The sequence below is a fragment of the Paraburkholderia sp. GAS448 genome, assembly GCF_050435685.1.
In the GTDB taxonomy this organism is placed as follows: domain Bacteria; phylum Pseudomonadota; class Gammaproteobacteria; order Burkholderiales; family Burkholderiaceae; genus Paraburkholderia.
Window position 1 is genome coordinate 1 of the sequence record NZ_JBNDKT010000034.1, and the last position, 25,978, is coordinate 25,978.

Annotated in this window: 20 protein-coding genes and 1 tRNA gene; 16 read left to right on the plus strand and 5 right to left on the minus strand. The window is 61.4% G+C overall.

Going from position 1 to position 25,978, the window contains the following annotated elements; all coding sequences use genetic code 11:
• From P3T23_RS37315 to P3T23_RS37335, 5 genes are all read left to right on the plus strand, one after another.
• On the plus strand, positions 1 to 363 hold a 363-nt coding region (locus P3T23_RS37315; RefSeq protein WP_429321073.1), incomplete at its 5' end, for a 4Fe-4S dicluster domain-containing protein.
• A 60-nt stretch (positions 364 to 423) separates the two neighbouring features.
• Positions 424 to 1,611, plus strand: a complete 1,188-nt coding sequence (gene bktB, locus P3T23_RS37320; RefSeq protein ID WP_429321074.1) for a beta-ketothiolase BktB — start codon at positions 424 to 426, stop codon at positions 1,609 to 1,611.
• A 34-nt stretch (positions 1,612 to 1,645) separates the two neighbouring features.
• On the plus strand, positions 1,646 to 2,503 hold the full coding sequence (locus P3T23_RS37325; protein WP_429321075.1) for a 3-hydroxybutyryl-CoA dehydrogenase: 858 nt from the start codon (positions 1,646 to 1,648) through the stop codon (positions 2,501 to 2,503).
• Between the two features lie 120 nt (positions 2,504 to 2,623).
• Positions 2,624 to 2,700 (plus strand) — tRNA-Val (locus P3T23_RS37330).
• Positions 2,701 to 3,172: 472 nt separating this feature from the next.
• Positions 3,173 to 4,414 (plus strand): Zn-dependent hydrolase, encoded by a 1,242-nt coding sequence (locus tag P3T23_RS37335; RefSeq protein ID WP_429321138.1) that lies wholly within the window; start codon positions 3,173 to 3,175, stop codon positions 4,412 to 4,414.
• Between the two features lie 149 nt (positions 4,415 to 4,563).
• Here P3T23_RS37335 and P3T23_RS37340 read toward each other — a convergent pair whose 3' ends face one another.
• From P3T23_RS37340 to P3T23_RS37350, 3 genes are all read right to left on the minus strand, one after another.
• Positions 4,564 to 5,724: an iron-containing alcohol dehydrogenase gene (locus tag P3T23_RS37340; RefSeq protein ID WP_429321076.1), complete on the minus strand. Its 1,161-nt coding sequence runs from the start codon at positions 5,722 to 5,724 to the stop codon at positions 4,564 to 4,566.
• A complete protein-coding gene (locus tag P3T23_RS37345) occupies positions 5,721 to 6,032 on the minus strand; it encodes a putative quinol monooxygenase (RefSeq protein WP_429321077.1) in 312 nt (103 codons plus the stop codon). The genes P3T23_RS37340 and P3T23_RS37345 overlap by 4 nt, the downstream gene beginning before the upstream one ends.
• 768 nt (positions 6,033 to 6,800) lie before the next feature.
• Entirely contained in the window at positions 6,801 to 7,280 is a 480-nt protein-coding gene (locus P3T23_RS37350) for a lysozyme inhibitor LprI family protein (RefSeq protein WP_429321078.1), read from the minus strand.
• A 567-nt stretch (positions 7,281 to 7,847) separates the two neighbouring features.
• On the opposite strand from P3T23_RS37350, the gene P3T23_RS37355 reads away from it, so the two are divergent.
• The 5 genes from P3T23_RS37355 to cyoD all read left to right on the plus strand — a co-directional run bounded on the left by P3T23_RS37355 (position 7,848) and on the right by cyoD (position 13,616).
• On the plus strand, positions 7,848 to 9,395 hold the full coding sequence (locus P3T23_RS37355) for a complex I subunit 4 family protein (RefSeq protein WP_429321079.1): 1,548 nt from the start codon (positions 7,848 to 7,850) through the stop codon (positions 9,393 to 9,395).
• A 364-nt stretch (positions 9,396 to 9,759) separates the two neighbouring features.
• Entirely contained in the window at positions 9,760 to 10,650 is an 891-nt protein-coding gene (gene cyoA, locus P3T23_RS37360) for a ubiquinol oxidase subunit II (RefSeq protein ID WP_429321080.1), read from the plus strand.
• Positions 10,651 to 10,653: 3 nt separating this feature from the next.
• Positions 10,654 to 12,678, plus strand: a complete 2,025-nt coding sequence (gene cyoB / locus P3T23_RS37365; protein WP_429321081.1) for a cytochrome o ubiquinol oxidase subunit I — start codon at positions 10,654 to 10,656, stop codon at positions 12,676 to 12,678.
• Positions 12,678 to 13,283, plus strand: coding sequence for a cytochrome o ubiquinol oxidase subunit III (cyoC, locus tag P3T23_RS37370; RefSeq protein ID WP_429321082.1), 606 nt, complete (start codon positions 12,678 to 12,680; stop codon positions 13,281 to 13,283). Before cyoB ends, cyoC begins: the two co-directional genes overlap by 1 nt.
• Entirely contained in the window at positions 13,284 to 13,616 is a 333-nt protein-coding gene (gene cyoD, locus P3T23_RS37375) for a cytochrome o ubiquinol oxidase subunit IV (protein WP_429321083.1), read from the plus strand.
• 95 nt (positions 13,617 to 13,711) lie between these two features.
• Here cyoD and P3T23_RS37380 read toward each other — a convergent pair whose 3' ends face one another.
• Complete coding sequence (locus P3T23_RS37380; protein ID WP_429321084.1) at positions 13,712 to 15,346, minus strand: ABC transporter substrate-binding protein; 1,635 nt, start codon at positions 15,344 to 15,346, stop codon at positions 13,712 to 13,714.
• A gap of 231 nt (positions 15,347 to 15,577) precedes the next feature.
• Here P3T23_RS37380 and tssB point away from each other — a divergent pair, with 231 nt between their 5' ends.
• From tssB to P3T23_RS37410, 6 genes are all read left to right on the plus strand, one after another.
• Positions 15,578 to 16,081: a type VI secretion system contractile sheath small subunit gene (gene tssB / locus P3T23_RS37385; protein WP_429321085.1), complete on the plus strand. Its 504-nt coding sequence runs from the start codon at positions 15,578 to 15,580 to the stop codon at positions 16,079 to 16,081.
• 164 nt (positions 16,082 to 16,245) lie between these two features.
• Entirely contained in the window at positions 16,246 to 17,700 is a 1,455-nt protein-coding gene (gene tssC, locus P3T23_RS37390; RefSeq protein ID WP_429321139.1) for a type VI secretion system contractile sheath large subunit, read from the plus strand.
• Between the two features lie 407 nt (positions 17,701 to 18,107).
• On the plus strand, positions 18,108 to 19,139 hold the full coding sequence (locus tag P3T23_RS37395; protein ID WP_429321086.1) for a cyclic nucleotide-binding domain-containing protein: 1,032 nt from the start codon (positions 18,108 to 18,110) through the stop codon (positions 19,137 to 19,139).
• A gap of 365 nt (positions 19,140 to 19,504) precedes the next feature.
• Positions 19,505 to 21,289 carry an adenylate/guanylate cyclase domain-containing protein gene (locus P3T23_RS37400; RefSeq protein WP_429321087.1) on the plus strand — a complete coding sequence of 595 codons (1,785 nt, stop codon included), beginning with the start codon at positions 19,505 to 19,507 and terminating at the stop codon, positions 21,287 to 21,289.
• A gap of 45 nt (positions 21,290 to 21,334) precedes the next feature.
• On the plus strand, positions 21,335 to 22,600 hold the full coding sequence (locus P3T23_RS37405; protein ID WP_429321088.1) for a phosphatase PAP2 family protein: 1,266 nt from the start codon (positions 21,335 to 21,337) through the stop codon (positions 22,598 to 22,600).
• Between the two features lie 36 nt (positions 22,601 to 22,636).
• On the plus strand, positions 22,637 to 24,904 hold the full coding sequence (locus tag P3T23_RS37410; RefSeq protein ID WP_429321089.1) for a S8 family serine peptidase: 2,268 nt from the start codon (positions 22,637 to 22,639) through the stop codon (positions 24,902 to 24,904).
• Positions 24,905 to 25,122: 218 nt separating this feature from the next.
• Here P3T23_RS37410 and P3T23_RS37415 read toward each other — a convergent pair whose 3' ends face one another.
• Positions 25,123 to 25,389, minus strand: coding sequence for a hypothetical protein (locus P3T23_RS37415; protein ID WP_429321090.1), 267 nt, complete (start codon positions 25,387 to 25,389; stop codon positions 25,123 to 25,125).
• Positions 25,390 to 25,978 lie beyond the last annotated feature (589 nt).

The window sequence follows — 25,978 nt, forward strand, 5'->3', positions numbered from 1 at the left end:
AAGCCCGCATCACAGTGCAAGCCGATCGACTATCCGAAGCCGGACGGCAAGCTGACGTTCGACCGGCTGTCTTCGGTGTTCATCTCGAACACGAATCACGAAGAGAACCAACCGGCGCACCTGACGCTGAAAGACGCCTCCGTGCCAGTGAACGTGAACCTGCAGACGTACGCAGGACCGGAAAGCCGTTATTGCCCGGCAGCCGTCTACGAGTTCGTGAAGAACGAGGACAACAGCGAGCGCCTCGTGATCAACGCGCAGAACTGCGTGCACTGCAAGACCTGCGACATCAAGGACCCGACGCAGAACATCGTGTGGGTGACGCCGGAAGGCGGCGGCGGCCCGAACTATCCGAACAGGTAATTCGTTGCGTGGGCCTGCGAAACAGGGCCTGCGTGCGCTACGAGAAGCAAGGAGCGAAAAGTGCAAAGAGAAGTCGTCGTTGTCGGCGGGGTACGTACCGCCATCGGGAAGTTTGGTGGAAGCCTCAAGGATTTGCCGCCGACCGAACTGGGTGCGCTTGTCGTACGTGAGGTCCTGGCACGCGCCGAGGTTGCCGGAGACCAGGTCGGTCACGTCGTATTCGGCAACGTGATCGCAACCGAGCCGAAGGATCTTTATCTGGCACGCGTGGCCGCGCTCAACGGCGGCGTTGCCGAAGCGACGCCAGCGTTCACCGTCAATCGTCTCTGCGGTTCAGGCCTGCAGGCGATCGTCTCCGCCGCGCAAACGATTCTGCTCGGCGATGCCGACATCGCGATCGGTGGCGGCGCGGAAAACATGAGCCGCGCGCCCTACATTACGCCCGATGCGCGCTTCGGCGCACGAATGGGCGACGCGCGCCTGATCGACATGATGCTCGGTGCGTTGAACGATCCGTTCCACGCGATTCCGATGGGCGTTACCGCCGAAAATGTCGCACAGAAGTACGGCATCACGCGTGAACAGCAGGATGCGCTCGCGGTGGAATCACATCGCCGCGCCGCTCATGCCATCGCCGAGGGACGCTTCAAGGATCAGATCGTCCCGATTACGCGGAAGGTGAAAGGCCAGAGCGTCGTCTTCGATACCGACGAGCACGTACGTCTGCAACTCGATCCGGATGAAATTTCCGGGTTGCGGCCCGTGTTCCAGAAGGAAAATGGCACGGTTACGGCAGGCAACGCGTCGGGCATCAACGATGCGGCGGCCGCGGTTCTGCTGATGTCGCGTGAAGCGGCGGCCCAACGCGGCCTGAGGCCGTTGGCCCGGCTGGTGTCGTATGCGCATGCGGGCGTCGATCCTCGTTATATGGGCATCGGTCCGGTGCCCGCGACGCGCATGGCACTTCAGCGCGCCGGTCTTGGCATCGGCGATCTTGACGTGATCGAGGCGAACGAGGCGTTTGCCGCGCAGGCCTGCGCGGTGACGCAGCAACTGGAACTGGACCCGGGCAAGGTCAATCCCAACGGCTCCGGCATTTCGCTTGGCCATCCGATCGGAGCGACCGGCGCGCTGATTACCGTCAAGGCGCTGTATGAGTTGCAGCGTATCAACGGACGGTTTGCGCTGGTTACGATGTGCATCGGAGGCGGCCAGGGCATTGCTGCTATATTCGAGAACCTTCAATAAGCGCAATACCTTGCGTCGCTGAAAAGGAATAGCCATGACAATCAACTCCGTTGGGATTATCGGTGCAGGCACGATGGGCAACGGCATCGCTCAGGTCGTTGCCGTCGCAGGTTTCAAGGCGGTTCTGATCGATGTCACCGAAGCCGCACTCGCGAAGGGCGTGGCCACGTTGACCGGCAGCCTCGAGCGGCTGGTCGCGAAGGGCAAGCTGGACGCGGCGGTGCGCGATGCCGCTCTCTCGCGCATAGAAACGTCGACCGACTATCAGCGGCTCGCTACCGTCGACCTCGTGATCGAAGCGGCCACGGAAAACACCGAACTGAAGATTCGTATCCTGCGGCAGATCGAATCGGTGGCACGCCCGGACGCGATCATTGCATCGAATACATCGTCGATCTCGATTACGGCGCTCGGGGCGACGCTTGGCGATTCGTCGCGCTTTATCGGCATGCACTTTTTCAACCCGGTGCCGCTGTTGCCGCTGGTCGAAATCATTCGTGGCGTGCAGACGAGCGCCGACGCTGTCGAAGCCGTGCGCGAAATGACGGTGAAGCTCGACAAGTCACCGATCAGCGTAAAGAATTCCCCGGGTTTCGTGGTGAACCGCATTCTCGTGCCGATGATCAACGAGGCGTTCTTCGTGCTGGCTGAAGGCGTCGCCACGGCGGAGGAGATCGACGCGGGGATGCGTCTCGGCGCGAATCACCCGATCGGACCTCTGGCGCTTGCGGACCTGATCGGGCTTGACGTCTGCCTGTCGGTCCTCGATGTCTTCCTGAAAGACTTCGGCGATTCGAAGTATCGCGCCTGTCCGCTGTTGCGGGAACTGGTCGCGGCGGGTCATCTGGGACGCAAAGCTGGCCGGGGCGTTTATCGCTACGATCAGGCGTAATGCTTCCATCTGATTCGGGGCGCGCACAGGTTCCCGCCGTCGAATGGGGCGGCTCGAAAGCGGAGATGTCGCCGGGGGCTTGTGCGACGATCGCAGAGTCTCTATAATCCGCGCCTCAACAGGCTCGTAGCTCAGCTGGTTAGAGCACCACCTTGACATGGTGGGGGTCGTTGGTTCGAGTCCAATCGAGCCTACCAACGCACAATCGACGTGGACGGAAGCTGTCGCAACGTGTTGCCGGCAGCTTCCGCTTCCATTCGTCGTCACGTCTTCAGATCCATTCCTCATCACAGATTGTCGTGGGCGCGGCCGCTTGAAGAGCGGCACCGTGCAGCAGACGAACGCATGCCGGTTCGTGCCGACGCAGCGGGCGTCGCTTAGACGGCGCGTTCGGATGCGACTTGAGCCTCGGCGGGACGGAGCATCGGTATTTACGCAGGAAATTCCTTTCACCTGATTAATTTGCATTCCGAAGTAAGCTCGTCAATCGCTTATGTCGTACGAATGGTCGCATCATCAGGTTCAGTGCGGGTTTTAAGGTGGAACGCCGCGCTCCGGCAGGACGCCCAGCGAGTCCGTGTAAGCTCTCGATCTGGAAGGGGGCGAGCCCGATTGCCTGTATCGATGTGGGCCCGGCGACATGCGTGAACAATGAACAGAGGAATGACAGTGCTGAAGATCAATCCGGAACGGTTGTTGAACGATCTCAAGCGGTTGCGCGGCTTCGGCGCGACCGGGCCAGGCGTCGTGCGCCTGGCGCTTTCGCCTGTCGATATGGAGTCGCGTCGCTGGCTTGTCGAGCGCATGACCGACGCGGGACTGGATGCTGTCATCGATGGCGTGGGCACGGTGTTCGGACGTTCCCGCAAAAGCGGACCGGCGCTTGTGATCGGCTCGCATACCGATACGCAACCGACGGGTGGCTGGCTCGACGGCGCGATGGGCGTGATCTATGGAATCGAGATTGCGCGCGCGCTGGCTGAAAACAATGACACGAGCCATCTGGCGGTCGATGTGGCGTCGTGGATCGATGAAGAGGGTACCTTCGCCGGGCTGCTAGGCAGCCGCAGCTTCGTCGGCGATTCCGTCGAGGAGTCGATCCGTAGCGCGCGAAACCGCGAGGGGCTGCTTCTTCAGGATGCGCTGCAGGTTGCGGGGCTTGCCGGCAGGCCACGGGTTCGCCTGGAGAAGGGGCGGCACATGGGTTACCTCGAGCCGCACATCGAGCAGGGCGGACGGCTGGAGGCTGCGGGCAAATCCATTGGTGTCGTTACCACGATCGTTGGCCTTCGCGAATTGCGGCTGCGCTTCACCGGCCAGCGCAATCATGCCGGCACGACGCCCATGTCGATTCGCCGCGATGCCGGCGCTGCGCTCGTTGCGTTTATCGCCAGGATGAACGAAGCGTTCGGGCAACTGGCCGACGCCGATACCGTGTGGACGGTCGGCCGTATCGACCTCGATCCGGGCTCGCTCAGCGTCGTCCCTGGCCAGGCCGATATGTATCTGCAATTCCGCGACGCGAATGCTGCACGCCTGCGGGCGATGGAAACGAGGCTGGCGGAGCTGGTCCAGGAATTCAATGCGCGAGGCCCGGTGGCCGTGGTATTGACGGATGCCGATGAACCCATGGAGCCGGTGACCATGGATGCGACGCTTCAGGCGCATATCGCGAGCGCCGCCGAGGCCGTGGCGCCCGGTCAGTGGATTCGCATGCCGAGCGGCGCGGCTCACGACGCCCAGCTCATTGCGGCTCATCTCCCGGCCTGCATGCTGTTCGTGCCCAGCATCGGTGGCGTGAGCCACGACTTCATCGAGGATACGGCCGAGGAGCATATCGTCCTCGGCTGCCAGGTAGCCGCCACGGCTGCCGCCGCGATCCTGCGGACAGGGTGGGAGAAACGATCCTGATTACGTTTGCCAATCACCCATTGTCATTGTCGCGATGCGAAGAAGCTGCTGGTTGACGGCAGCAGCCTGCGAGGCACTTGAAGCACGTGCGGCCTGATGTTGGCCGCTCCTCCGTCGATCTCGACACGAACTACACGCGCAATGCCGCGTCAGAACGCAGCGGTATAGATCGCCAACGCGTCAGCTTCGGAAACGGGCCGCGGATTGTTGATCAAAAGCCGCGTTTGCAGCATGGCGTCGCTTGCCATCCGTTTCAGGCCGTCTCGTTCGATGCCCACTTCCCGCAGCGTGGAAGGAATCCGGGTTGCGGCGATCATCTGTTCGAGGTGCGCGATCAACGCCTGGGTTTTGCTTTCGGCGCTGCCAGTCGCCGCCGGCACGACCACGTCAGCGAGCTCCGCGTACAGCTGAGCCGCGGCCTCGGCGTTGAACTTCAGCACATGCGGGAGCACGAGCGCATTCGAAAGGCCATGCGGAACGTGATAGATGCCGCCGATCGGATACGCCAGTGCATGAACCGCGGCGACCGGCGAGTTGGCGAACGCCTGGCCCGCGAACATCGCGCCAAGGAGCATGGCTTCGCGCGCTTCGCGATTGTTCCCGTTCTCGCACGCGCTCAACAGATTGCGCGACAGCAGTTCGAGCGCCTTCGCCGCGAGCATGTCGGACACCGGGTTCTTCAATCGCGCGGACGTGTACGCCTCGATTGCGTGCACCATCGCGTCGATGCCGGTTGCAGCGGTTGCGCCGACGGGCAGCCCCAGCGTGAGTTCCGCATCCAGAATCGCCAGATCCGCGATCAACTGCGGTGCAACGACGCCCATCTTCTTCGCTTCACCCACGTTCACGATCGATACGGCGGTCACTTCCGAACCGGTGCCCGCTGTAGTCGGCATCTGGACCAGAGGCAATCGCGAAACCGTGATCCGGTTCACGCCGTACATGTCGGCAAGCACCTGCTGCTGTTGCGGGACCAGCACGGCAAGCAGCTTCGCGACATCCATCGACGACCCGCCGCCCAGCCCCAGCACGATCTCCGCGCCCGCCTCGCGTGCGTGAGACGTCGCCGCCAGCACGATATGTTCGGGCGGATCGGCGATGACGTCGTCGATCACCGTTGTGTTCCAGCCGTTAGCGGCGAGATCGGCCAGCGCCGGATCCAGCAGGCCACTCCTGTGAAGGAACCCGTCCGTGACGACGCACAACCGCGTTAGCGTCGGAAACTGCTCGCGCAGCAAAACACCCAGACGGCGCGCCGCGCCAAACTCGACGACGAGCGTCGGGACGGTTTGGAAGCGAAATGAGTTCATCGCTTGTCGCCCTCGCGGACCATGTGGCTCGTGACTTCGCGTCGCGCGAGCAGCGGGATGATCTTCTGAAAGCCGATCTGCTGAAAATGTTCGGTATCGCGGTGCGCGGCGAGGCCGTCGGCATCGCTGTACTTTTCCAGAATCACGAAATGATCCGGGTCGGACGGCGCACGGAAGTACTCGTAGTAGAGGTTTTCGGGCTCCGTGCGAGTGGCGGTTGCGAGTTCCGCCAGCAGTTGCACAACCCTGTCGCCGTTGCCCGGGCTGGCATGGTAATGCGCAATCACCTGCAGATAAGCATCAGCCATCGATCACTCCATCAAGTTCGGCACTTCAACGTTCAAGGTCCCGATTCAACGGTTCGCTGTTGCTGGTGGCCGCGCGGCGTGCCGCGTCCGCAACAGGCTGGCGCTGTTGCGGTGCCTCAACGCCGCATTGTATTTGATCGACACGGTGTTGGTGACGTTGCGTGCCTGCCTCGGGAGATTCGCGCCTTGTTTGTCGCTTCTACAAACAGATGCGCGATGACGGGGTGCCGTGATGAACTTTGCCGCAACAATCAGCAGTGTGGAACGCCGAAGCGGCCAACGTCACTCGACGTCATGCCCGCGTACGAATGTACCTTCCGGCTGGTGACGTCGCCAGTGTTTCGGGCAGCACTATCTGCACGCGATCGTACATACCAGGGCGGACACGCCGGTTACTGCGCCGATCAGTCCGCCCAGGGCAAACGTGCCAACGGTAGTCGAGCAACCTTGCAGGCTGAGAGCGCCCGTCAACGTTAGTGCAATCACAATGCTACGCATAGGCGTTTTTTTAGTTTTGAAGTTCGTAAGCCGGGTTGGACCGAAAGCGATTTGCGTTTTATCTGCCAGAGGGTGCGCGGCGGGCCACCCATGCACCCCAGGACTTCATGGTGATCGAAAGAGGATCCACGAAGTGCTTATAGACCATCAAGCATGTGCCCGCGAATGTCGCGCCGATATGAAAGTGAGCAATGCCCGGTGTCGAGTCCCGGCATTGCCCACAGCACTCGCGGCTGAGGAAGCCACCGCTTTTCGCCTGTTCAGGCTGGACTACCGTGCCGCAACTTCAGGGGCTGGTTTTTTCATCTGGCGGACTGCCGCTTCAGCGGACGGAGCAAGCTTTTGCGCGGACAGCGCGGCTTCGAAGGCATCGTTCTGCACGGCCTTTGCCTGCTCGTAGTCGGCATCGAGTTCCGCGATGCGACGCTCATACCAGGCGGAGACGCATGCGTTGTCCGTGCAGTTGTGTTGTCGCCAGAGCCACTGGTGCGTTCGGTCTGCTTCAATCGAGCGTGGGTCGGCGGCTGTGTCCCGGGCTCTTTGGTATGCGATGGCGAGCTTGTCGTCGAGCGCCGATAGTTGCTTGTCCTGGCAGACGATGCGTTCCGAAGCCGATAACTTGTCGGTGCAATGAAAGCTTGCGGCAGACGCATCGATGCAGAAGAGGGCAGCGATGGAAGAAACCACGAGCGCTTTCGCAGACTTCGAGAGCCACTTAGGGGTTAGCGAATATTCAGTGTGTGCGGGCATGTGGACGCTCCTTAAGCGACATGTCGGATTCGATACGTGACGCCCGATTTCGGATGGCTGCCGAGTCTGGTCGGTCTTCACCAGCGGCCATGAATGCGGGGCGTGAGATGAGCTTAAGGCGATTCGCTGATCGTCATTCCGCAATAACAGGGAGGGTTTGCGGAGCCCTTACCAAAGATTTCCGGGCTGCTGTCCGGGTAGCCTGCATCGTCAAAACACAGTGGCTAGCCGGTAGAATCGCGCCCTCGCCCGATGGTCTCGCCGCCGACGGTGCCCCAGTATTGTGCAGGCGCACATCAGATCGCGATCCCGCGACAGCAAATCCAGCAATAATGAGTTTCAGACCGCGTTTTTATTAATGGTGCGCTGCAAAATTCTTGAGTTCGGGTTATCCTCGTAAACCCGGAGACCTCGATGGTTCCCGGGAGTACGTTTGTCGGCCTCGTGCGACATCGAGGGCGCCTCTCCCGCGCAACCCCCCGTTTTGATTTTCCTTTCAACGCTTTCATTCTGATTGCGCTGATGGATCCGTTTTTTCGCTTTCCTGGTGGCTTTAACAAATAGCACATGCAATCCGCTCCGCTTCTCAGCCTTTTGATCTGGATTCCCATTGCGGCTGGCGCCATCGTCATGCGCGCTGGCTCCGATCGTTCCGCCGACCGCGTGCGCTGGCTCGCGCTCATCGGCGCGATTGCCGGTCTTCTGCCGGCGATCCCGCTCGTCGTCCGCTTTCAGAACAGCGTTGCAACTGCGCAGTTCGTGGAGCACGTCAACTGGCTGCCGGAGTTCGGCATCGGCTGGCACCTCGGCATTGACGGCATCTCGTTGTGGCTGGTCGTGCTGACGGCGCTCACCACGATCATCATCGTGATCGCTTCGTGGCGTTCAATTACCGTGCGCGTCGCGCAGTATTTCGGCGCTTTCCTGATGTTGTCGGGCTTCATGCAGGGTGTTTTCACGTCGCTCGACGGCATGCTGTTCTTCATCTTCTTCGAAGCGACGCTGATTCCGCTTTACCTGCTGATCGGCGGCTGGGGGCATTCGAACCGCACGTACGCGGCAGTGAAGTTCTTCTTTCTGTCGTTCATCGGCTCGCTGGCAATGCTGATGTCGATGCTGTACCTGTATAGCCAGACGAAGTCTTTCGACCTCGACAGCTGGCGTGCACTGCATCTGGACCTGCTGCCGCAGGTGCTGATTTTCCTCGGTTTTCTCGCGGCCTTCGCCGTCAAGGTGCCGATGTGGCCGCTGCATTCGTGGCTTCCGGACGTTCACCTTGACGGTCCGACGGGTGCGGCCGTGATGATCGGCATGCTCAAGCTCGGTGGCTACGGGCTGCTGCGTTTCGCGTTGCCGATCACACCCGATGCGAGTCATTTCTTTGCGCCGGCGATGATCACGTTGTCGCTGGTTGCAGTGATCTACGCGAGCCTGCTGGCCCTCGTGCAGACCGACATGCGCAAGCTGCTCGCGTATTCGACCGTTGCACACATGGGGCTCGTCACGCTGGGTCTCTTCATCTTCAACCGTATCGGTCAGGAAGGCGCGATCGTGCAGATGCTGTCCTACGGTGTCGTGTCCGGCGCGATGCTGTTGTGCACCGGCATGCTGTACGACCGCACGCAAAGCGGCGAAATCGCTGCTTACGGTGGCGTCGCCAATACGATGCCGAAGTTCGCCGCCTTTGCGATGCTGTTCTCGATGGCGAATCTCGGCTTGCCGGGCACGTCCGGCTTTGTCGGCGAATTCATGGTGTTGATGGGCGCGATCCGCTTCAACTTCTGGATCGGCGCGATCGCGGCATCGACGGTCGTGCTGAGCGCCGCCTACACGCTGTGGTTCTACAAGCGTGTGATTTTCGGCATTGCCCACGCCCGGGTAGCGAAGCTGTCCGATCTCGGCCGGCGCGAATTCGTCTTGCTTGGTGCGATGGCGCTGCTGGTTCTCGCGATCGGTCTCGATCCGAAGCCGTTCACCGATGCGATCGATCCCACGGTCGGCAATCTGATGGCGCAGGCAGAGCATGCAGGACATCCGGACGATTCCGCGCCGTCGGAGAGCGTCCCGTTGCGCGCCAGCGTGCCGACTGTCGTTACTGTGCACCTGCCCGGCTGATCGCCGCATGAACGCTGCATTCCGTTTGCGGATGCAGCCCTTCTATCTCACGCATATCCCGTCGCTTCAAGTCCGTGTGCGCGTGCCGGCACGCGTTCGTATACGTGCGCGCATACATCAGGACTTCGCCGCTTTTTGTCGCGGCACAAGCGCATCGATCATCGCGAATTTTCCAGTCGATCACGCCGTCGATCTTTCACGTCCGCGCGGCTATGCGGCAACGTGTCGCATGAGCCGGAGTCGCAAAAGATCATTGCCGATTCGAGTGTTTATGCCGAGATAACGTCCCTCTATTATGCAACCGCTTACCAAGGGAGAGCGGTCGAATGACGTTCGTAGAGATCGTAAAAAGCGGGCGATGGATATGAAAGGCAAGACTCTGCGAGGGTCGATGAGTGTCCTTTCCATTGGCCTCACGTTGTTGCTGTCGGGTTGCAACCTCGATGTACTGAACCCGAAGGGAAGCGTAGGTTTATCGGAGCGCGCGCTGATCGCCACGTCCACATGGGCGATGCTGATCGTCGTGATTCCTGTGATCGCGCTTACGCTGATTTTCGCGTGGCGCTATCGCGCATCCAACCAACGCGCGGAGTACCGTCCGACGTGGGCCCATTCCACCGCCATCGAAATCGCGGTGTGGACGATTCCGACCCTGATCATCCTGTTTCTCGCGGTGCTCACGTGGAAGAGCACGCACGAGCTCGATCCGTACCGTCCGCTCGATTCGACTGTGAAGCCGATCAATGTCGAGGTCGTGGCGCTCGACTGGAAGTGGCTCTTCATCTATCCCGATCTCGGCATCGCGACGGTCAACCAGCTCGCGTTCCCGGTGGGCACGCCCGTCGACTTCCGCATCACGTCCGACACGGTGATGAATTCGTTCTTCATTCCGCAGCTTGGCGGCCAGATCTATGCGATGGCCGGCATGCAGACGAAGCTGCATCTGATTGCTGGCGAAGCGGGCGACTATGCGGGCGAATCGGCGAACTTCAGCGGCAAGGGCTTCTCGGACATGAAATTCCGCGCGATTGCGTCTTCGCCCGGGCAGTTCGACGCGTGGGTTGCGAATGTGCGCGCGTCGTCGGACCGCCTCGACATGAACCGCTATCGCGTCGTGTCGGCGCCCGGCGAGAAAGAGCCGGTCGCGTACTTCTCGTCGGTCGACCCGAAGCTCTTTCACAACATCATTGCCCGATACAACAACGGCAACGTCCTCGACGACATGAAGGACAGCAACTGTGGGCCCAAGGGGTAACGCATGTTCGGAAAACTAACCCTCGACTCGATTCCCTACCACGAGCCGATCATCATGTTCGCCGCCGTGCTCATGGGCGTCGGCGCCATCGCCGTGCTGGGCGCGATCACTTACTTCGGCAAGTGGCGCTATCTGTGGAACGAGTGGCTGACCTCGGTCGATCACAAGAAGCTTGGCGTCATGTACATCGTCGTCGCGATGATCATGCTGCTGCGCGGTTTCGCCGACGCCATCATGATGCGCACGCAACTCGCGCTCGCTTATCACAGCCCCGGCTATCTGCCGCCGCATCACTACGACCAGATCTTCACGGCGCACGGCGTCATCATGATTTTCTTCATGGCGATGGCGTTCATGATCGGCCTGATGAACCTGATCGTACCTTTGCAGATTGGCGCGCGCGATGTCGCGTATCCGTTCATCAACTCGCTCAGCTTCTGGATGACCGCGGTCAGCGCGATCCTGATCAACGTGTCGCTCGTGATCGGCGAGTTCGCGCAGACGGGCTGGCTCGCCTATCCGCCGCTCTCGGAGCTGCAGTTCAGCCCGGGTGTGGGCGTCGACTATTACCTGTGGAGTCTGCAGCTCTCGGGCGTCGGCACGCTGCTCACCGGGATCAACTTCTTCGTCACGATCATCAAGATGCGTGCGCCGGGCATGACGTTCATGAAGATGCCGGTGTTCACGTGGACCGCGTTGTGCACCAACGTGCTGATCATGGCGTCGTTCCCGATTCTCACGGTGACGCTGGCACTGCTGGGTCTGGACCGTTACCTCGGCATGCACTTCTTCACGAACGATGCCGGCGGCAACGCCATGCTCTATCTGAACCTGATCTGGGCATGGGGGCATCCGGAGGTGTACATCCTGATCCTGCCCGCGTTCGGCATCTTCTCCGAAGTGATCGCGACCTACGCAAAGAAGCCGCTGTTCGGCTACAAGACGATGGTCTACGCGACCTGCGCGATCATGGTGCTGTCGTTCCTCGTGTGGCTGCACCACTTCTTCACGATGGGTTCGGGCGCGGACGTCAACGCCTTCTTCGGCATTATGACGATGATCATCGCGATCCCAACCGGCGTGAAGGTCTTCAACTGGCTGTTCACGATCTACAAGGGGCGCCTCGAATTCTCGGCGCCGGTGCTGTGGACGATCGGCTTTATGATCACCTTCACGATCGGCGGGATGACCGGCGTGATGATGGCAATTCCGGGCGCAGACTTCGTGCTGCACAACAGCCTGTTCCTGATCGCGCACTTCCATAACGTGATCATCGGCGGTGTGCTGTTCGGTTATCTGGCCGGCTTCAACTACTGGTTCCCGAAGGCGTTCGGTTTCAAGCTCAATGAAAAGCTCGGCAAGCGTGCGTTCTGGTTCTGGCTGGTCGGTTTCTATGTCGCATTTCTGCCGCTGTACGTGCTCGGCTTCATGGGCATGACCCGTCGTCTGAATCACTACGACAATCCCGCGTGGCACCCCTGGCTGCTGCTGGCCGAGGTGGGGGCCGTGCTGATCGCAATCGGTATCGCGCATCAGCTCCTGCAGCTGTATGTGAGCATCCGCGACCGCAATCTGCCGGAAAACCGCGATCTCACCGGCGATCCGTGGAATGGCCGCACGCTCGAATGGGCGACGAGCTCGCCGCCGCCGGTCTACAACTTTGCGGTGATCCCGGTGGTGCGCGAACTCGATGCGTTCACGGAAATGAAGTCGCGTGCGAAGCGCGAAGTGAGCGAACCCGTCTATCGCGACATCCACATGCCGGCGAATACGAGCGCGGGTCTGATCGTGAGCGTTTTCTCTCTGGTGCTCGGGTTTGCGGCAGTGTGGCACATCTGGTGGCTGGCCATCGTCGGCATGGTGGGGATGATCGGTACGGTAATCGCACGCAGCTTCGATAACGACACCGACTACTACATTCCCGCGGATAGCGTTCGGTTGACTGAAGAACGGCGTAGTGGCGGCGGGAAGGCCGCAGTGGGTGAAGACAGACGCGCCGGTGCGCGCGTCGCAGCGGAGGTCGACTGATGTTGCAGAAAACTATTGTTGCGGAACCGCACCTGACGCCGGATCACGTGCCGTCGCAGTCGGTTTTCGGTTTCTGGTTGTATCTGATGACCGACTGCGTGATCTTCGCCGCGCTATTCGCCGTGTTCGCGGTGATGAGCCACGAATTCGCGGGTGGCCCGAGCGGCAGGGACCTGTTCGAAATTCCGGGCGTTGCGCTCGAAACGGCGGTGCTGCTGCTGAGCAGCATCACCTACGGCTTTGCGATGCTGGGTGCGCACAAGGGCAACAAGCGCACGCTGCTGACGTGGCTTGGCGTGACGTTTCTGCTTGGCGCCGCATTTCTCGTGCTCGAAATGCGCGAGTTCGGGCATCTGATCTCAGTCGGAGCAGGGCCGAGCCGCAGTGCGTTCCTTTCGTCGTTCTTCACGCTGGTGGGCACGCACGGTCTGCACGTGACGCTCGGGCTGCTGTGGATGATCGTGCTGGCCATCCAGGTCGCGCGCAACCCTGAACTGACCGGGCGTGAGCTGACGCGCCTGACGTGCCTCAGTCTTTTCTGGCACTTTCTGGATATCGTCTGGATCGGTGTCTTTACCTTTGTCTATCTTGCGAGTGTGATTTAAATGGACCATAGCCATACCGCAAACTCGGGTGAAAGCCATGGCAGCGCCGGCGGTTACACGGCCGGCTTCATTCTGTCGGTGCTGCTGACCGCCGCCGCGTTCGGCATCGTGATGACGGGCACGCTGACCGGCCACAGCGCGTTGCTGGCGATCTCTGCGCTCGCGTTCGTGCAGATCGTCGTGCATCTGCTGTTCTTCCTCCACATGAACACGTCGTCCGCGCAGAAGTGGAACGTGATGGCGTTCGGGTTTACCGTGCTGACCGCCGTCATTCTGATCGTCGGTTCGTTGTGGATCATGCACAACGTCAGCATGCACATGATGTCCCGCTAGAAGCATTCGCGGCTTGGTGGCATGTCATCGCGCCCTGAGGCCAGGCTGGGCGCAGGTAGGGAAGCGCCCGGACGTCAGGTTGACCGGCCTCTGCGTTATTTGAGCCCGACATACCAGAACTGGGTCGGGCCAAACGGATCGATCCTGAAGCCGGTGACGTCCTTGCGCAACGGCTGATAGACCGTCGAGTGCGCGATCGGCGTGAATGGCACCTGCTGTTTGAAGATCTCCTGCGCCTCGGTATAGTATTTCGTGCGCTCCGCCGTATCGGTCGTTTGACGCCCCTTCTGGATCAAGTCATCGAACGGTTTGTAGCACCACTTGGCGAAGTTGCTGCCGTTTACCGCCGAGCATCCGAGCAGCACGCCCAGCCAGTTGTCCGGATCGCCATTGTCCCCAGTCCAGCCGATCAGCATCGCGTCGTGCTCCCCCGCATGCGCGCGCTTGATGTACTCACCCCATTCATACGTCACGATCTTCGCCTTCACGCCGATTTTCTCCCAGTCGGCCTGAATCATCTCCGCCATCAGACGCGCGTTCGGGTTATACGGCCGCTGCACCGGCATGGCCCACAGCGTCAGTTCGAAGCCGTCCGGAAGGCCCGCTTTCGCGAGCAGCGCCTTTGCCTTCGCCGGATCGTACGGCGCATCGCGCAGACTCCCGTCGTAGGACCATTGCGTGGGCGGCATCGGATTGCTCGCAGCCTGGCCCGCGCCCTGGTACACGGATTGGATGATCGCCTGCTTGTTGATCGCCATGTCCAGCGCCTGACGCACTTCGACCTGATCGAGCGGCTTCTTCGTCGTGTTGTACGCGAGGAAGCCGACGTTGAAGCCGACCTGATGCGGCAGTTGCAGATTCGCATCCGCGGCAAGCGACGCAATGTCCTGCGGGCGCGGAAAGCTCATCACCTGACACTCGTTCTGCCGAAGTTTTTGCACGCGCACGGCCGGATCGGTCGTGATCGAAAAGATCAGCTTGCCGACCTGCACGACGCCCGGCTTCCAGTAGTCAGGGTTGCCGTCAAAGCGGATGGTCGCGTCCTTCGTATAGCTGCGGAAGATGAATGGACCCGTGCCGACCGGATTGAGGTTGATGTCCGCCGGCTTGCCGGCCTTCATCAGTTGATCGGCGTATTCGGCGGAAATCACCGACGCGAACGGCATGGCGAGTGCCTGCAGGAACGGTGCATTCACCGCCTTCAGCGTGAAGCGGATCGTGTACGGATCGAGTTTTTCAATTTTTTCGATGCTCTTGTCGAGGCCCATGTCGGTGAAATACGGGAACGCGACCGGGTAGGCGCTGCGAAAAGCGTTGTTCGGATTGAGCATCCGTTCGAACGTCAGCATGACATCGTCGGCATTGAACTCGCGCGTCGGCCTGAAGTAGGACGTCGTGTGGAATTTGACGCCGTGGCGCAGATGGAACGTGTACGTCAGGCCATCGGGGGAGATTTCCCATGATTCCGCCAGCCCAGGTTCCACTTTCGTGCCGCCGTGCTGGAACTCGACGAGCCGGTTGTACAGCGTGTAAGACGCCGCGGTGAACTCGACGCTGGTCGTGTATTGCGCCGAGTCGAAGCCGGCGGGGCTGCCTTCCGAACAGAACACGATGGTCTTGTCGGGCAGCGGCGCGGCGTTGCACGTCGCGTCGAAGCCGGCGAGCGCAAGGGCCGTCAGGGCGGCAAACCCGACCACACGAAAGGCGGACAAGCGAAGACGTTGCAACATGGGCGCGCTCCTCTCGGAAAACCAGTGTGACGCGAGCGATGCGTCAAGCGACGTGTTGAAAGCTTAGTAAAAATTTTCCGTCGCGGGTATGGAGATTGCGCTCCCCAACTGAGAGCCGGTACTCGGTCCATGAACGACGCTCGCGCCGTCAGCGCACACGCCAGTGGCTTCAAAATGCCGGCTCCCTGATCGTTTAAGGAGACGGGATTTGCGTCCAGGGAGGGAGGCGTCATGTCGACCGGCAGGCAGAAATTCAACGTTCGCCACCGCGCTCCGCGCGTGCAGATCGAATACGAAGTCGAGCTGGACGGCGGCGAACAGCAAATCCAGTTGCCGTTCGTGATGGGCGTGCTGGCCGACCTGTCGGGCAAGCCTGCAGACTCGTTGCCGCCAGTCGCGGAACGCAGATTCGAGGAGATCGACGCCAATAACTTTGATAGCCGGATGAAGGCGATCAAGCCGCGCGTCGCGTTCGAGGTGCCGGATACGCTGACGCAGGCAGGCGACCTCGGCGTCGACATGACCTTCGAGAGCATGGACGACTTTGCGCCCGGCGCACTCGTCCGCAGGATCGACGCGCTTCGCCAGCTGCTCGAGGCGCGTACCCAGCTTGTCGAGCTGCTCACCAGAATGGACGGCAAGGCGGGCGCGGAAGAACTGATTGCGAAGATGCTGAAAGATCCGGCGTGGCTCAAGACGCTTGCATCAAACGGTCCGCCAGTCGGAAGCACATGATGACGCAGAGGGGTTTGCGCAGCTGTCGCAACTCCGCCGCTCCGAGGGGCTACAAGCGCCGGTCGATACCACTCATCGAAAGCATGTACCGGGAGAGTGCCACCATGTGCAAGACACCTCGATCCTCCGGCCCGCCGCCGACTCGACCAGATGCACAGGGGGCGATGCCCGCAGGCGACGACCTTGCCGCCCTGCTGGAAAAGGAGTTCAGGTCGAAGACGGAGGGGGCGAAGACGGCGCTGCGGAGTGCGGTGCGGACATTGGCGCAGCAGGCGCTGTTGCAAGACCAGCTTGTCCCGGACGATGCCGTTCGGACGATCCAGGCACTGGTCGCGGGGATCGACGGGAAGCTCGCAGGGCAGTTGAACCTGATCCTGCATCATCCGGAATTTCAGCAGCTAGAGGGCTCGTGGCGCGGTTTGCACTACCTCGTCAACAACACCGACACCAGCGAGATGCTGAAGATTCGCACGCTGAACATCGCGAAGCGCGAGCTTGGCGAAACCCTCGAGCGTTTCAGGGACGACGCGTGGGAGCAGAGTCCGCTCTTCCGGTCGGTCTGCCAGGAACCTTTCGCGCACGTCGGCGGTGAGCCGTTCGGCGCGCTGATCGGCGATTTCTACTTCGATCACGGACCGCCCGATCTCGAACTGCTTGGCGGGATGGCGAGGCTCGCGGCCGCTGCGCAGGCGCCGTTTATCGCGGGCGTGAGCCCGAACCTGATGCAGATGGATTCGTGGCAGGAGCTGGCGAACCGGCGTGAGCTGGCCGGGATCTTCAACGCGCCCGAATATGCTGGCTGGAGGTCGCTGCGCGGGTCCGCGGACGCGCGTTATGTCGGCCTCGCCATGCCCCGCTTTCTGGCGCGCACGCCCTATGGCGCGCACACCGCGCCGGTCGACCAGTTCGACTTCGAGGAGGACACCGGTTCGGCGGAGCATGGGAAATATGTGTGGGCCAACGCGGCGTATGCGATGGCCGTCAATATCAACCGGTCGTTCAATCTGTATGGCTGGTGTGCGAGGATTTGCGGCGTGGAATCGGGCGGGGCGCTCGAAGGCCTGCCGGTGCACAGTTTTCCGGGCGACGATGGCAGCGTCGAGATGCAATGTCCGACCGAGATCGCGATTTCGGACCGGTGTGAAGCGGAACTGGCGAAGAACGGCTTGATGCCGCTTATTCACCGCAAGCACGCGGACTTCGCCGCTTTCATAGGCGCACAGTCCGTGCAAAAGCCCGCTGAATACGACGATCCCAATGCGACGGCGAATGCCGCTCTGGCCGCACGCCTGCCGTATTGCTTCGCCTGCAGCCGGTTTGCGCACTATCTCCGGTGTATTGCGCGCGACCGGCTCGGGACATTCGAGGGGCGCGCCGACATGGAGAGGTGGCTTAACAACTGGATCATGAATTATGTCGATGGGGATCCGGCCCATTCGTCCGAATTCACCAGGGCGCAAAAGCCGCTTGCCGCTGCGAGAGTCAGGATTGAGGAAGTCGAAGGCGCGCCCGGTTACTACACGTCATGGTTTTCTTTGAGGCCGCACTACCAGCTGGAAGGGCTCACCGTTTCGCTATGCATCGTGTCGACGCTGCCTTCCGGAAAATTTGCCGGTTAAGCGTCGAGCGGGCAAGCGGTTTTGCCCGCCGCTCTCCTGCGCCACATGCGCGATGTTTCTTCATCGCGAGTCTTCCTTCTCAGTCTTCAGCGACGCGTTCGATTGGCACCAGCCACTTTGTGTCATTGGCTCTCAGATTGAAACAATGCCTCCCACTGTTTACTCCGCGCGGTACCGCAACGGTTTAGCGCCATCTGGCTTACTTTCTGCCCTTGCGTAAATGCCGGTTTTCCCGATATTCAAATAAGCAACATGTCGTTGTCCGAGAATTTGACCCGGTCGAAAATATTCTGGGTCGAAGCAGACCATAATGTAATGAGGCAGTTCGAAACCGGGCGCGCATTCGTCGACCGTTTGCGCATGACCGACGCCGCAGGAAGAAGGCTCCTCCTAAAGCGAAGAAACGCATGCACATTCTTCTCGCCGGCCCCGCCGGATTACTTCCTGACGGAGTTGCACGCATTCTGCGCGATATGGATCCGGCGGCAGAAGTCACGTGCGTCGACTATGCGGGGGCAGTGCTCGACACCAGCGCGCCGGCCGATCTCGTCGTGCTCGACGGCGACTATCAGAAAGAGGCGCTGCAGGCGATCGACGCGATACACAAACGCGTACCCGCTCCGCCTATCGTGGTGCTGCTCACGACAACCGATCCGAACACTGTCGAAAACCTGATCGCCTCAGGCGTCACAGGCTGTTTCGACAAATCTGAATCCTCCTCCGTACTGCTCGACGCATTGCGTCTGGTGCTATCGGGAGGCATCTATCTGCCGAGGGCGTTGGTGGACTTCGCGGTGAACCAGCACGGACCGCGCGAAATTCCGCATGCAAAGCCGGACAAGGAGTCGCAGGACAGCCCGCGCGCCTTGACTCCACGACAGATCGAAGTGCTGGCGAGGGCCGCGCGCGGCGAATCGAACAAGACGATCGCGCGTCACCTGGACATCGCCGAAGGGACCGTCAAGGTGCATCTTTACACGGCGTACAAGGCACTCAAGGTGAGTAGCCGCAGTCAGGCCAGCGTCGCTGCGACGCGCCTGAAAACCGTTGCCGACGAGCAGATCCGCCAGGCGCTGGAGGGACAGCTTTCAGTCGGGCGCCTGCTCGGATACATGACGCGCACCCAGTACCGCCGCGGCGAGACGCTCTTTCGCAAAGGCGATCCTGCCGACGCGCTGTACTACGTCGTGCGGGGAACGATCCGGCTGAAGGAGATCGATGTCGACGTGGGTCCCGGTACGATGCTCGGCGAAATCGGACTGTTCTCGCCCGATCACAGACGCACCTGCACGGCCCGCTGCGAAACCGACACGGAGTTGCTGACGGTCACGGCCACCGACGCGATGCGGCTCTACTACCAGGACCCGGAGTTCGCGGTATACCTCATTCATCTGATTACGCGCCGGCTAGAGGCGGACAAACGGCGCTCCTCGTCCTAGCTTCGCGTGCACCGCTTGCGAAGCCTCGCACGAACCACTCTGATACCTCTGCCCGCGTGTCATGCATGCGATGACATGCTCGCCTGCAACGCTCCGCAGCGCGTTAAAAATGCGCAGTGAAAAACCGTTTATCGCCTATAACTCATACAAACCCGAATCCGGTGAAGACGACCCAGAGTCACGCATCATCCATTGATACGTGCGCCTTATCCAGACAGGTTTTCAGTAGCGTGCGCCAGGCGTCGGCGCAGCACGCCAGGTGCTGTCGCGCCATCCGGCAACGCGTGAGCCGAGGCATGAGGACGTCCGTCAGGGCCGACGGACCTCACCATGCCAAGGGCTTCCAAAAAGCAGGTTCCAACAAAGTGACCCCAACCGTTTCGCATTCATCCGATGAATTCGTGCGCGTGGTCCGGACAGTGCTGTTCGCCGACCTGGTGGAATCGTGTCGCCTGATCGAGGACGATGAAGCGGGTGCGGCCACGCGATGGCGCGATCTGCGAGCCCATATCGAAAGCAGGATCGTAACGGCGCATAGCGGCCGCCTGATCAGGACAGAGGGCGACGGGTTGATGGTCACGTTCGTCAGCGTGCACCACGCCGTGCTGGCCGCCTTCGCGATCCAGCGTGCGTGCGCGAGCCTCAACGCCAACCTTGTGCCGGCCCAGCACCTGCTGCTGCGCATGAGCCTGCATGTCACCGAACTGTTCGAGGACCAGCGCGACGTGTACGGGCGCGGCGTCAATCTGGCCGCACGCCTCTACACCCTGGCCGGGCCCGGTGAAATCGTGGTCTCGGCGGAGGTTCGCGACCAGCTGACCGCGGAACTCGACGCCGACATCGAGGACCTCGGCGATTGCCACCTCAAGCACCTGAAGCGTCCGGTGCGGGCGTATCGCATTGGCGCTCCGGGGCCGCGGCCTGTGATCGAGCCGCATAGCTCATTTCTGCCTGAGCTTCGTCCGACGATCGCCGTCATTCCCTTCACCGCGCGCAGCGTCCAGCCCGAGCACTTTGTGCTTGGCGAGGTGCTGGCCGATGAGATCATTTCGTCGTTGTGCCGCACATCGGAACTGGAAGTCATCTCGCGTTTATCCACCACCGCCTTTCGCGGACGCGACGCGACGCTTGACGACGTCAGCAATTTTCTCGGCGTCAACTACGTCCTGTCGGGTGCTTACCGGATCTCGGGCGATCATCTGATACTCGTCGCCGAACTGGCGGAAACGAAGTCGCGCCGTGTCGTGTGGAGCGACAGCCTCACGGGCCGCATAGCCGAAATCATGAATGGCGACGATGACCTGACTCATTGTGTCGTCGCCGAAATCAGCACGGCGATCATTGCCCACGAGGTGCAGCGTGCCCAGTCGCAGGCATTGCCGACACTCGAAAGCTGCACGCTGTTGATGAGTGCGATCGTGCTGATGCATCGCGGCGTGGCCTACGATTTTCACCGTGCGCGGGACATGCTCGATGTCCTCGCTGAGCGCGCGCGCCGTCAGGCGACGCCGCACGCATGGCTGGCGAAATGGCATGTACTGCGTTTCAACCGCGGCTGGACTAACGACAGGCTGAGCGAGGCCAAAGCCGCGCTCGATTGCACGAAGCGGGCGCTCGACGTCGATCCGCGCTGTTCGCTGGCACTGGCCATCGACGGCTTCGTCCATACCAGTCTGCTCAAGCGGCTGGATATCGGGCAGGAGCGCTATGAAGAGGCGCTGAGCGTCAATCCCAACGATTCGCTCGCCTGGCTTCTCGACGGCACCCTGCATGCATTCAAGGGCGAAGGGTCGGCCGCGGTCGACGCCACCGAGCGCGCGCTCAGGCTGTCTCCCCTCGATCCGCGGCGCTCGTTTTATGAATCGCTCGGCGCCACGGCCGCTCTGTCCGCGGGTCGCTACGAGCGGGCGATCGAACTCGCGCAACGCTCGTTGCGCGCCAACCGCACCAACACATCGACGCTGCGCGCGCTTGCCATTGCCCAATCGCTGCTGGGGCAGATTGAAGCGGCTCACGCGACGGTCAACGAGGTACTCGCCTACGATTCGACGCTGACCGTCACGAGCTATCTGGAGCGTTCGCCATGTGCCGGGTACAAGACCGGTCCGATCTGGTCCGAGGCGTTGAGGAGGGCAGGATTGCCCGCGTAGCCGCAGTTCACGGGCTGGTTTGATATCGAAGACGGAGGAGCGATCGTGAGCGGACTCGGTGGTGCAGGCGGGGCAGGCGGCGCGGGTGGCGCTGGCGGCGCCGGTGGTGCGGGCGGAGGGAACGACGTGGGCGGCGCACCCGCCTCCGGCGGAGGGGTGACCTACGAATCCTGGCTGTTGGCGGATGCCCTGATCGGTCACCGCGACGGGATAGTCGGCAGCTGGAAGGGCAAGCAGCTCGAGGTCGACCTCAACGAGGGACCGGCGCTGCGGCTCGTCGAAGACCCGGCGCAGCTTTGGAGATGGGAACCGTGGGTGCGGGCAACGGTATTCGATTTCGAGCTGTTGTCCAACCTTCACTTCTCCAGGTCGAGCGATGGCAGGGTGAGTCTGTGGCACAAGGGCGGTGCGCCGGGCGGACAGGGGACGGGTGGGAGCGGTCAGGACGAATGCGGCAAGGGTGGCGGGCGAGCCAGCATGACCCGGATCGCGAGCATGATCCGGCCGCCGGAAAGGGCCTTCATCGAGCAACTGGGAAAGATGGACGAATACGCCGATCTGCGGGAGGACCGCGCGTCGGAGATTCTTTACCAGATGGGGCCGCAGCTCGCGTTCTGGAGTTCGATCGCGAACCTTCATCCGGCGCGTACGCCCAAGACCCTGGAGTTGCTGGATACAGTGGTGCGCTTTGCGATCTTCGTGGAAATGAGGTTCAAACACGCGCTGGCGGTACCGCGCCCCATCGAATACTCGCCGCAGGTGCAGCCGATGATCCAGACACCGGGGCATGGCTCGCTTCCGAGCGGTCACGGCACGCAGGCCTATATCGTCTCGAACGTCCTGTGCGCGCTGCGCGGCCAGCCGGAAACGTCGGTGTTCGGGCAACAGCTCATGCGCCAGGCGTACCGCGTCACCATCAACCGGACGATCGCCGGTGTGCACTTCCCGGTGGACCACATCGCGGGGCGGTTGCTCGGCACCACGCTTGCCGAGTATTTCGTTCACCGCTGCAAATACGTGCCTGGGAAGAGAGGCGGATTCACACCCAGAACGTTCAACGGTCCAAAGTTCAATGGGCATCTCGACTTCGAGCCGCACCAGCCGTTGAATACGGCCGAACTCCTTGCCTGGTGCAGAAGGGTCCCCGACAAAGACCCTGAGACGGTACGTCGCGACGAGTTCGGGTGGATCGAATGGTGCGATACCGAATCGGAGGTCGAAGGATCTGAACTTCTCGCGTGGATATGGAATCAGGCAGCCGCAGAGTGGGACAACCGGGCGCTTGCCACGACGCGGCTTCCCGGTACCTGAACTGACCTCCCGTCTTTCTGCAAAAGAGGTGGACTCATGGGCACGCACTGGATGTCGGGCATCGCGGATAGCTGGACTCGTCAGGACTGGACCGGGCGCGCGGATGATGCCGCGCGTATCGATCCGTATCTCGTCTGGGCGGACGCGACGCAGTTCGTCGATCTAGGCCACCCGCCGGCGCCGGCACATCGGGTTCGCGTGATGATCGAACTGGTGGACCAGCACCCACCCCAGGGAGCGGAGAATGCGCAGCAGTTTGCGCGTATGGTCGAGAGCCAGGACTGGGGAGGATGGCTTCAGGTGTCGCCGCTGTATCTGAACCCGCCTGCGGAACTTGTGCAGACCCGCTTTCTCACCGCAGTGGTCAAGAAGCGGTTCTTTGCAGAACTCGACGGTTTGCTCAAGGGTATCGTGGCGCGTGTCCAGCTTGGACTGCCCGTGGTCCCCGACGATGCCGTCGTGCCCGTACCGGAGGTCAGTCACCCGTTCGATCCCGATCGTCCGCTCGCCTCCCTTGCAGGAGTGGATGAAAGATGCCACCCGGTTTTCATGGGCGTTATCGACGACGGCCTGGCATTTGCCCATCAACGCTTTCGCGAAGTCGATACTGACGAACCGTCGACGCGGATCGAATGTTTCTGGGACCAGGGGCCGCCCGGCATACCGACGGATGCGGTCTACGGGCGGGAGTTTCTGAAGCGCGACATCGATGACCTGATGAAGCAATGCCTGTACGGCGGACTGGTGGATGAGGACGCCCTGTACAGAGAGGCCGAATACATGAGCGTGCGGCACCGATGGGCGCACGGTACTCAGATCATGGACCTGGCATGCGGTGCGAAGCCGGCCGAAGCACCGCAGGCGGCAGGCGCGCAAGCGCCTCAGCCCACGCACCACGCGCACGGCGCCGCCGGCGCGAAAGAGGTGGGCGAGCCGCACATCATCTGTGTCCAGTTTCACCCGCCGGGACGCACGATCCGCGACACCTCGGGTCTCTGGTTCGGGGTATATGCGCTCGACGCGCTCCGCTATATCCTGCATCGCGCGAACCAGCTTGCCAGGGGCCCGTGTCCGGTGATCGTCAACCTGAGCTACGGCTACATTGCAGGACCGCACGACGGCAGCTCGATGATCGAAGACGCGATCGATGAACTGATTGAACGGCATCCTGATCTTTCCATCGTGATTCCCGTCGGCAACAGCAATCTGGCCCGGTGTCATGCGGAATTTCTTCTCGAACGTGACAAGTCCCATACGCTCAACTGGCGCACGCTGCCCGATGACGCCACGCCGAGTTTTCTGGAAGTCTGGCTGCCGCCCAACGCCGATGCAGGCCAGGTCGAAATCGAGATCACCACGCCCCGTGGCGACAAAAGCCCGTCTATCAGGCTAAACGAAGTGCATACGTGGAAGCCGGCGGGCGACGTCCTGTGCACGGTGGTCTATCTGCGTCGCGTCGCATCGGGGAACCGGCAGATGATTCTCGTCGCACTCGCGCCCACCACGACGCACGATCCCGAACGCGATACAGCGGACGTTGGCATGTGGATGATCCGCGTCACAAACAGCGGGAAGTTCGATCTTCCTGTGCATGCGTGGATACAGCGCGATGAGACCGCGTACGGGTATCCGCTGCGCGGCCGCCAGACACGCTTCGAAGATTGCCGGTACAGGCGCTTCGATCGCTGGGGGCATGAGAAGGACACGGACGATGGCAACGAAAATAGCTGGGTCAAACGCAAGGGGACGATCAACTCCGTGGCGACAGGTCAATACACGGTTGTCGTTGCCGGCTTTCGCGGCAGCGACGGCGAGGCGGCGCGCTACTCTGCCACCGGACCTGGCGTAGAGCCCGGGCACCTGGGCAAGCCGCTGCGGAAGGGACCGGACGCAGCCGCTGTCAGCGACGACTCGGCCGCATGTTTTGGCGTCCTTGGTGCAGGTACGCGAAGCCGTAGCGTAGTCGCCATGGATGGAACCAGTGTCGCTGGCCCTCAGATCGCGCGAATGCTGGCAAAGGAAAAGCTGCGGCAGATGCACGCCCGGTGTATCGCCGGAGAACCGGCCGTCCTGACCGCCCACAGCGTAACGGACCACGAGTGGGCGCGTAACTGGGTCGAGTCAAGGGCGGCGAAGGACGAGCGGGCGAGGTCGGAGAAGCACGAAACGAACGCTGGGCAGGGGCCGTCTCCACATGCCGTACCGCACGCGGACAACACAGGACTTCCGGACGAGCGGGCCGGCGCTGGCCGCATTCCTCCGCCTGCCGGCGACAGGATCAAGACGCTCGATTTCGATACCTGATGCGCGATCGACCCGGATGGGAGCGCGACTGGCGCCCCTTCCGTTGGCGGATCTCTTTCCGGCAACGCAAAATGAGGCAACGCAGGTAACGCAAGCCGTGTGGCCCCAGCGACGTGTGTCAGGTATTGCGGACATGTCTTCGGTCGTCTGGCGGCCAGCGGCGGTTCTCGACTTCAACGGCAAGAGCTTGCACGACGCGATGGCGTCAATCTATGCGGTCAGCTGCCTCCCTTGTAAAACTCCTGCATGCGCTGCTGTTCGCCATTGCGTTGCGATCTCAGCAAATCCTGATAGGTGTCGTTCCGGGTTTTGGGACCGGACATGGCGGGGCCGCCTGACATGGCGCCACCAGAGGTTGAGGGCCCCTCGGCGTCCATGGTTGCCTGGGTGGGTGCAGTCGCTGAATCCGGACTGACGTCCGCAGCGCTGGCCTGCCATGACGATGCGCAAAGCAGTCCGCCTGCAAGTATGTAAGCCACTTTCATTTGAGTCTCCTTTCAAGATAGTCAGTGCGGTTTTGCACTGCGCAGATTCGCAGGAACGACGCGTACGACGAATGACGCCGAACAGACAGGCACACTCACCGGGACGTGATGGCGGCGGTTCTCATTCTTGATAGCCAGCCAGCTGGATGCACGAGAAACGTGCGTGAGGAAACGAGCTTTGAGAAGGAGCACGGCCCGCAGTCCGCCATGCAGATCAGACGAGCGAAGTGCGCGGGAATTGAACCCGTCCCCAGCCCTCGGGTTGGATAGCGCAAGAGAAGGTTGATTACATATAGTAAGTTATCCTGTTGATTTCATTTGTATGAAGTGTTGGAGCAGAGCTCATCGGGAGCGTGACGGAATAACTGAACGCGTACCGGACGCTCATCCGAACGAGCGCAAGCACAGGTTTAATCTGACAATAAGCTTTCTAGATAATTTCATGATCAATGCATCCGGCGCCAGCACGACCACGGAATGCTGGCGCCGCCAGCAACGCGTAACGGTCACGCAATCAATCCTTCATCAAGCGCTGCTAGGGTAGCGCGGTTACACCTGTCAGTCCGTATACGAACAATCCCCCTAATGC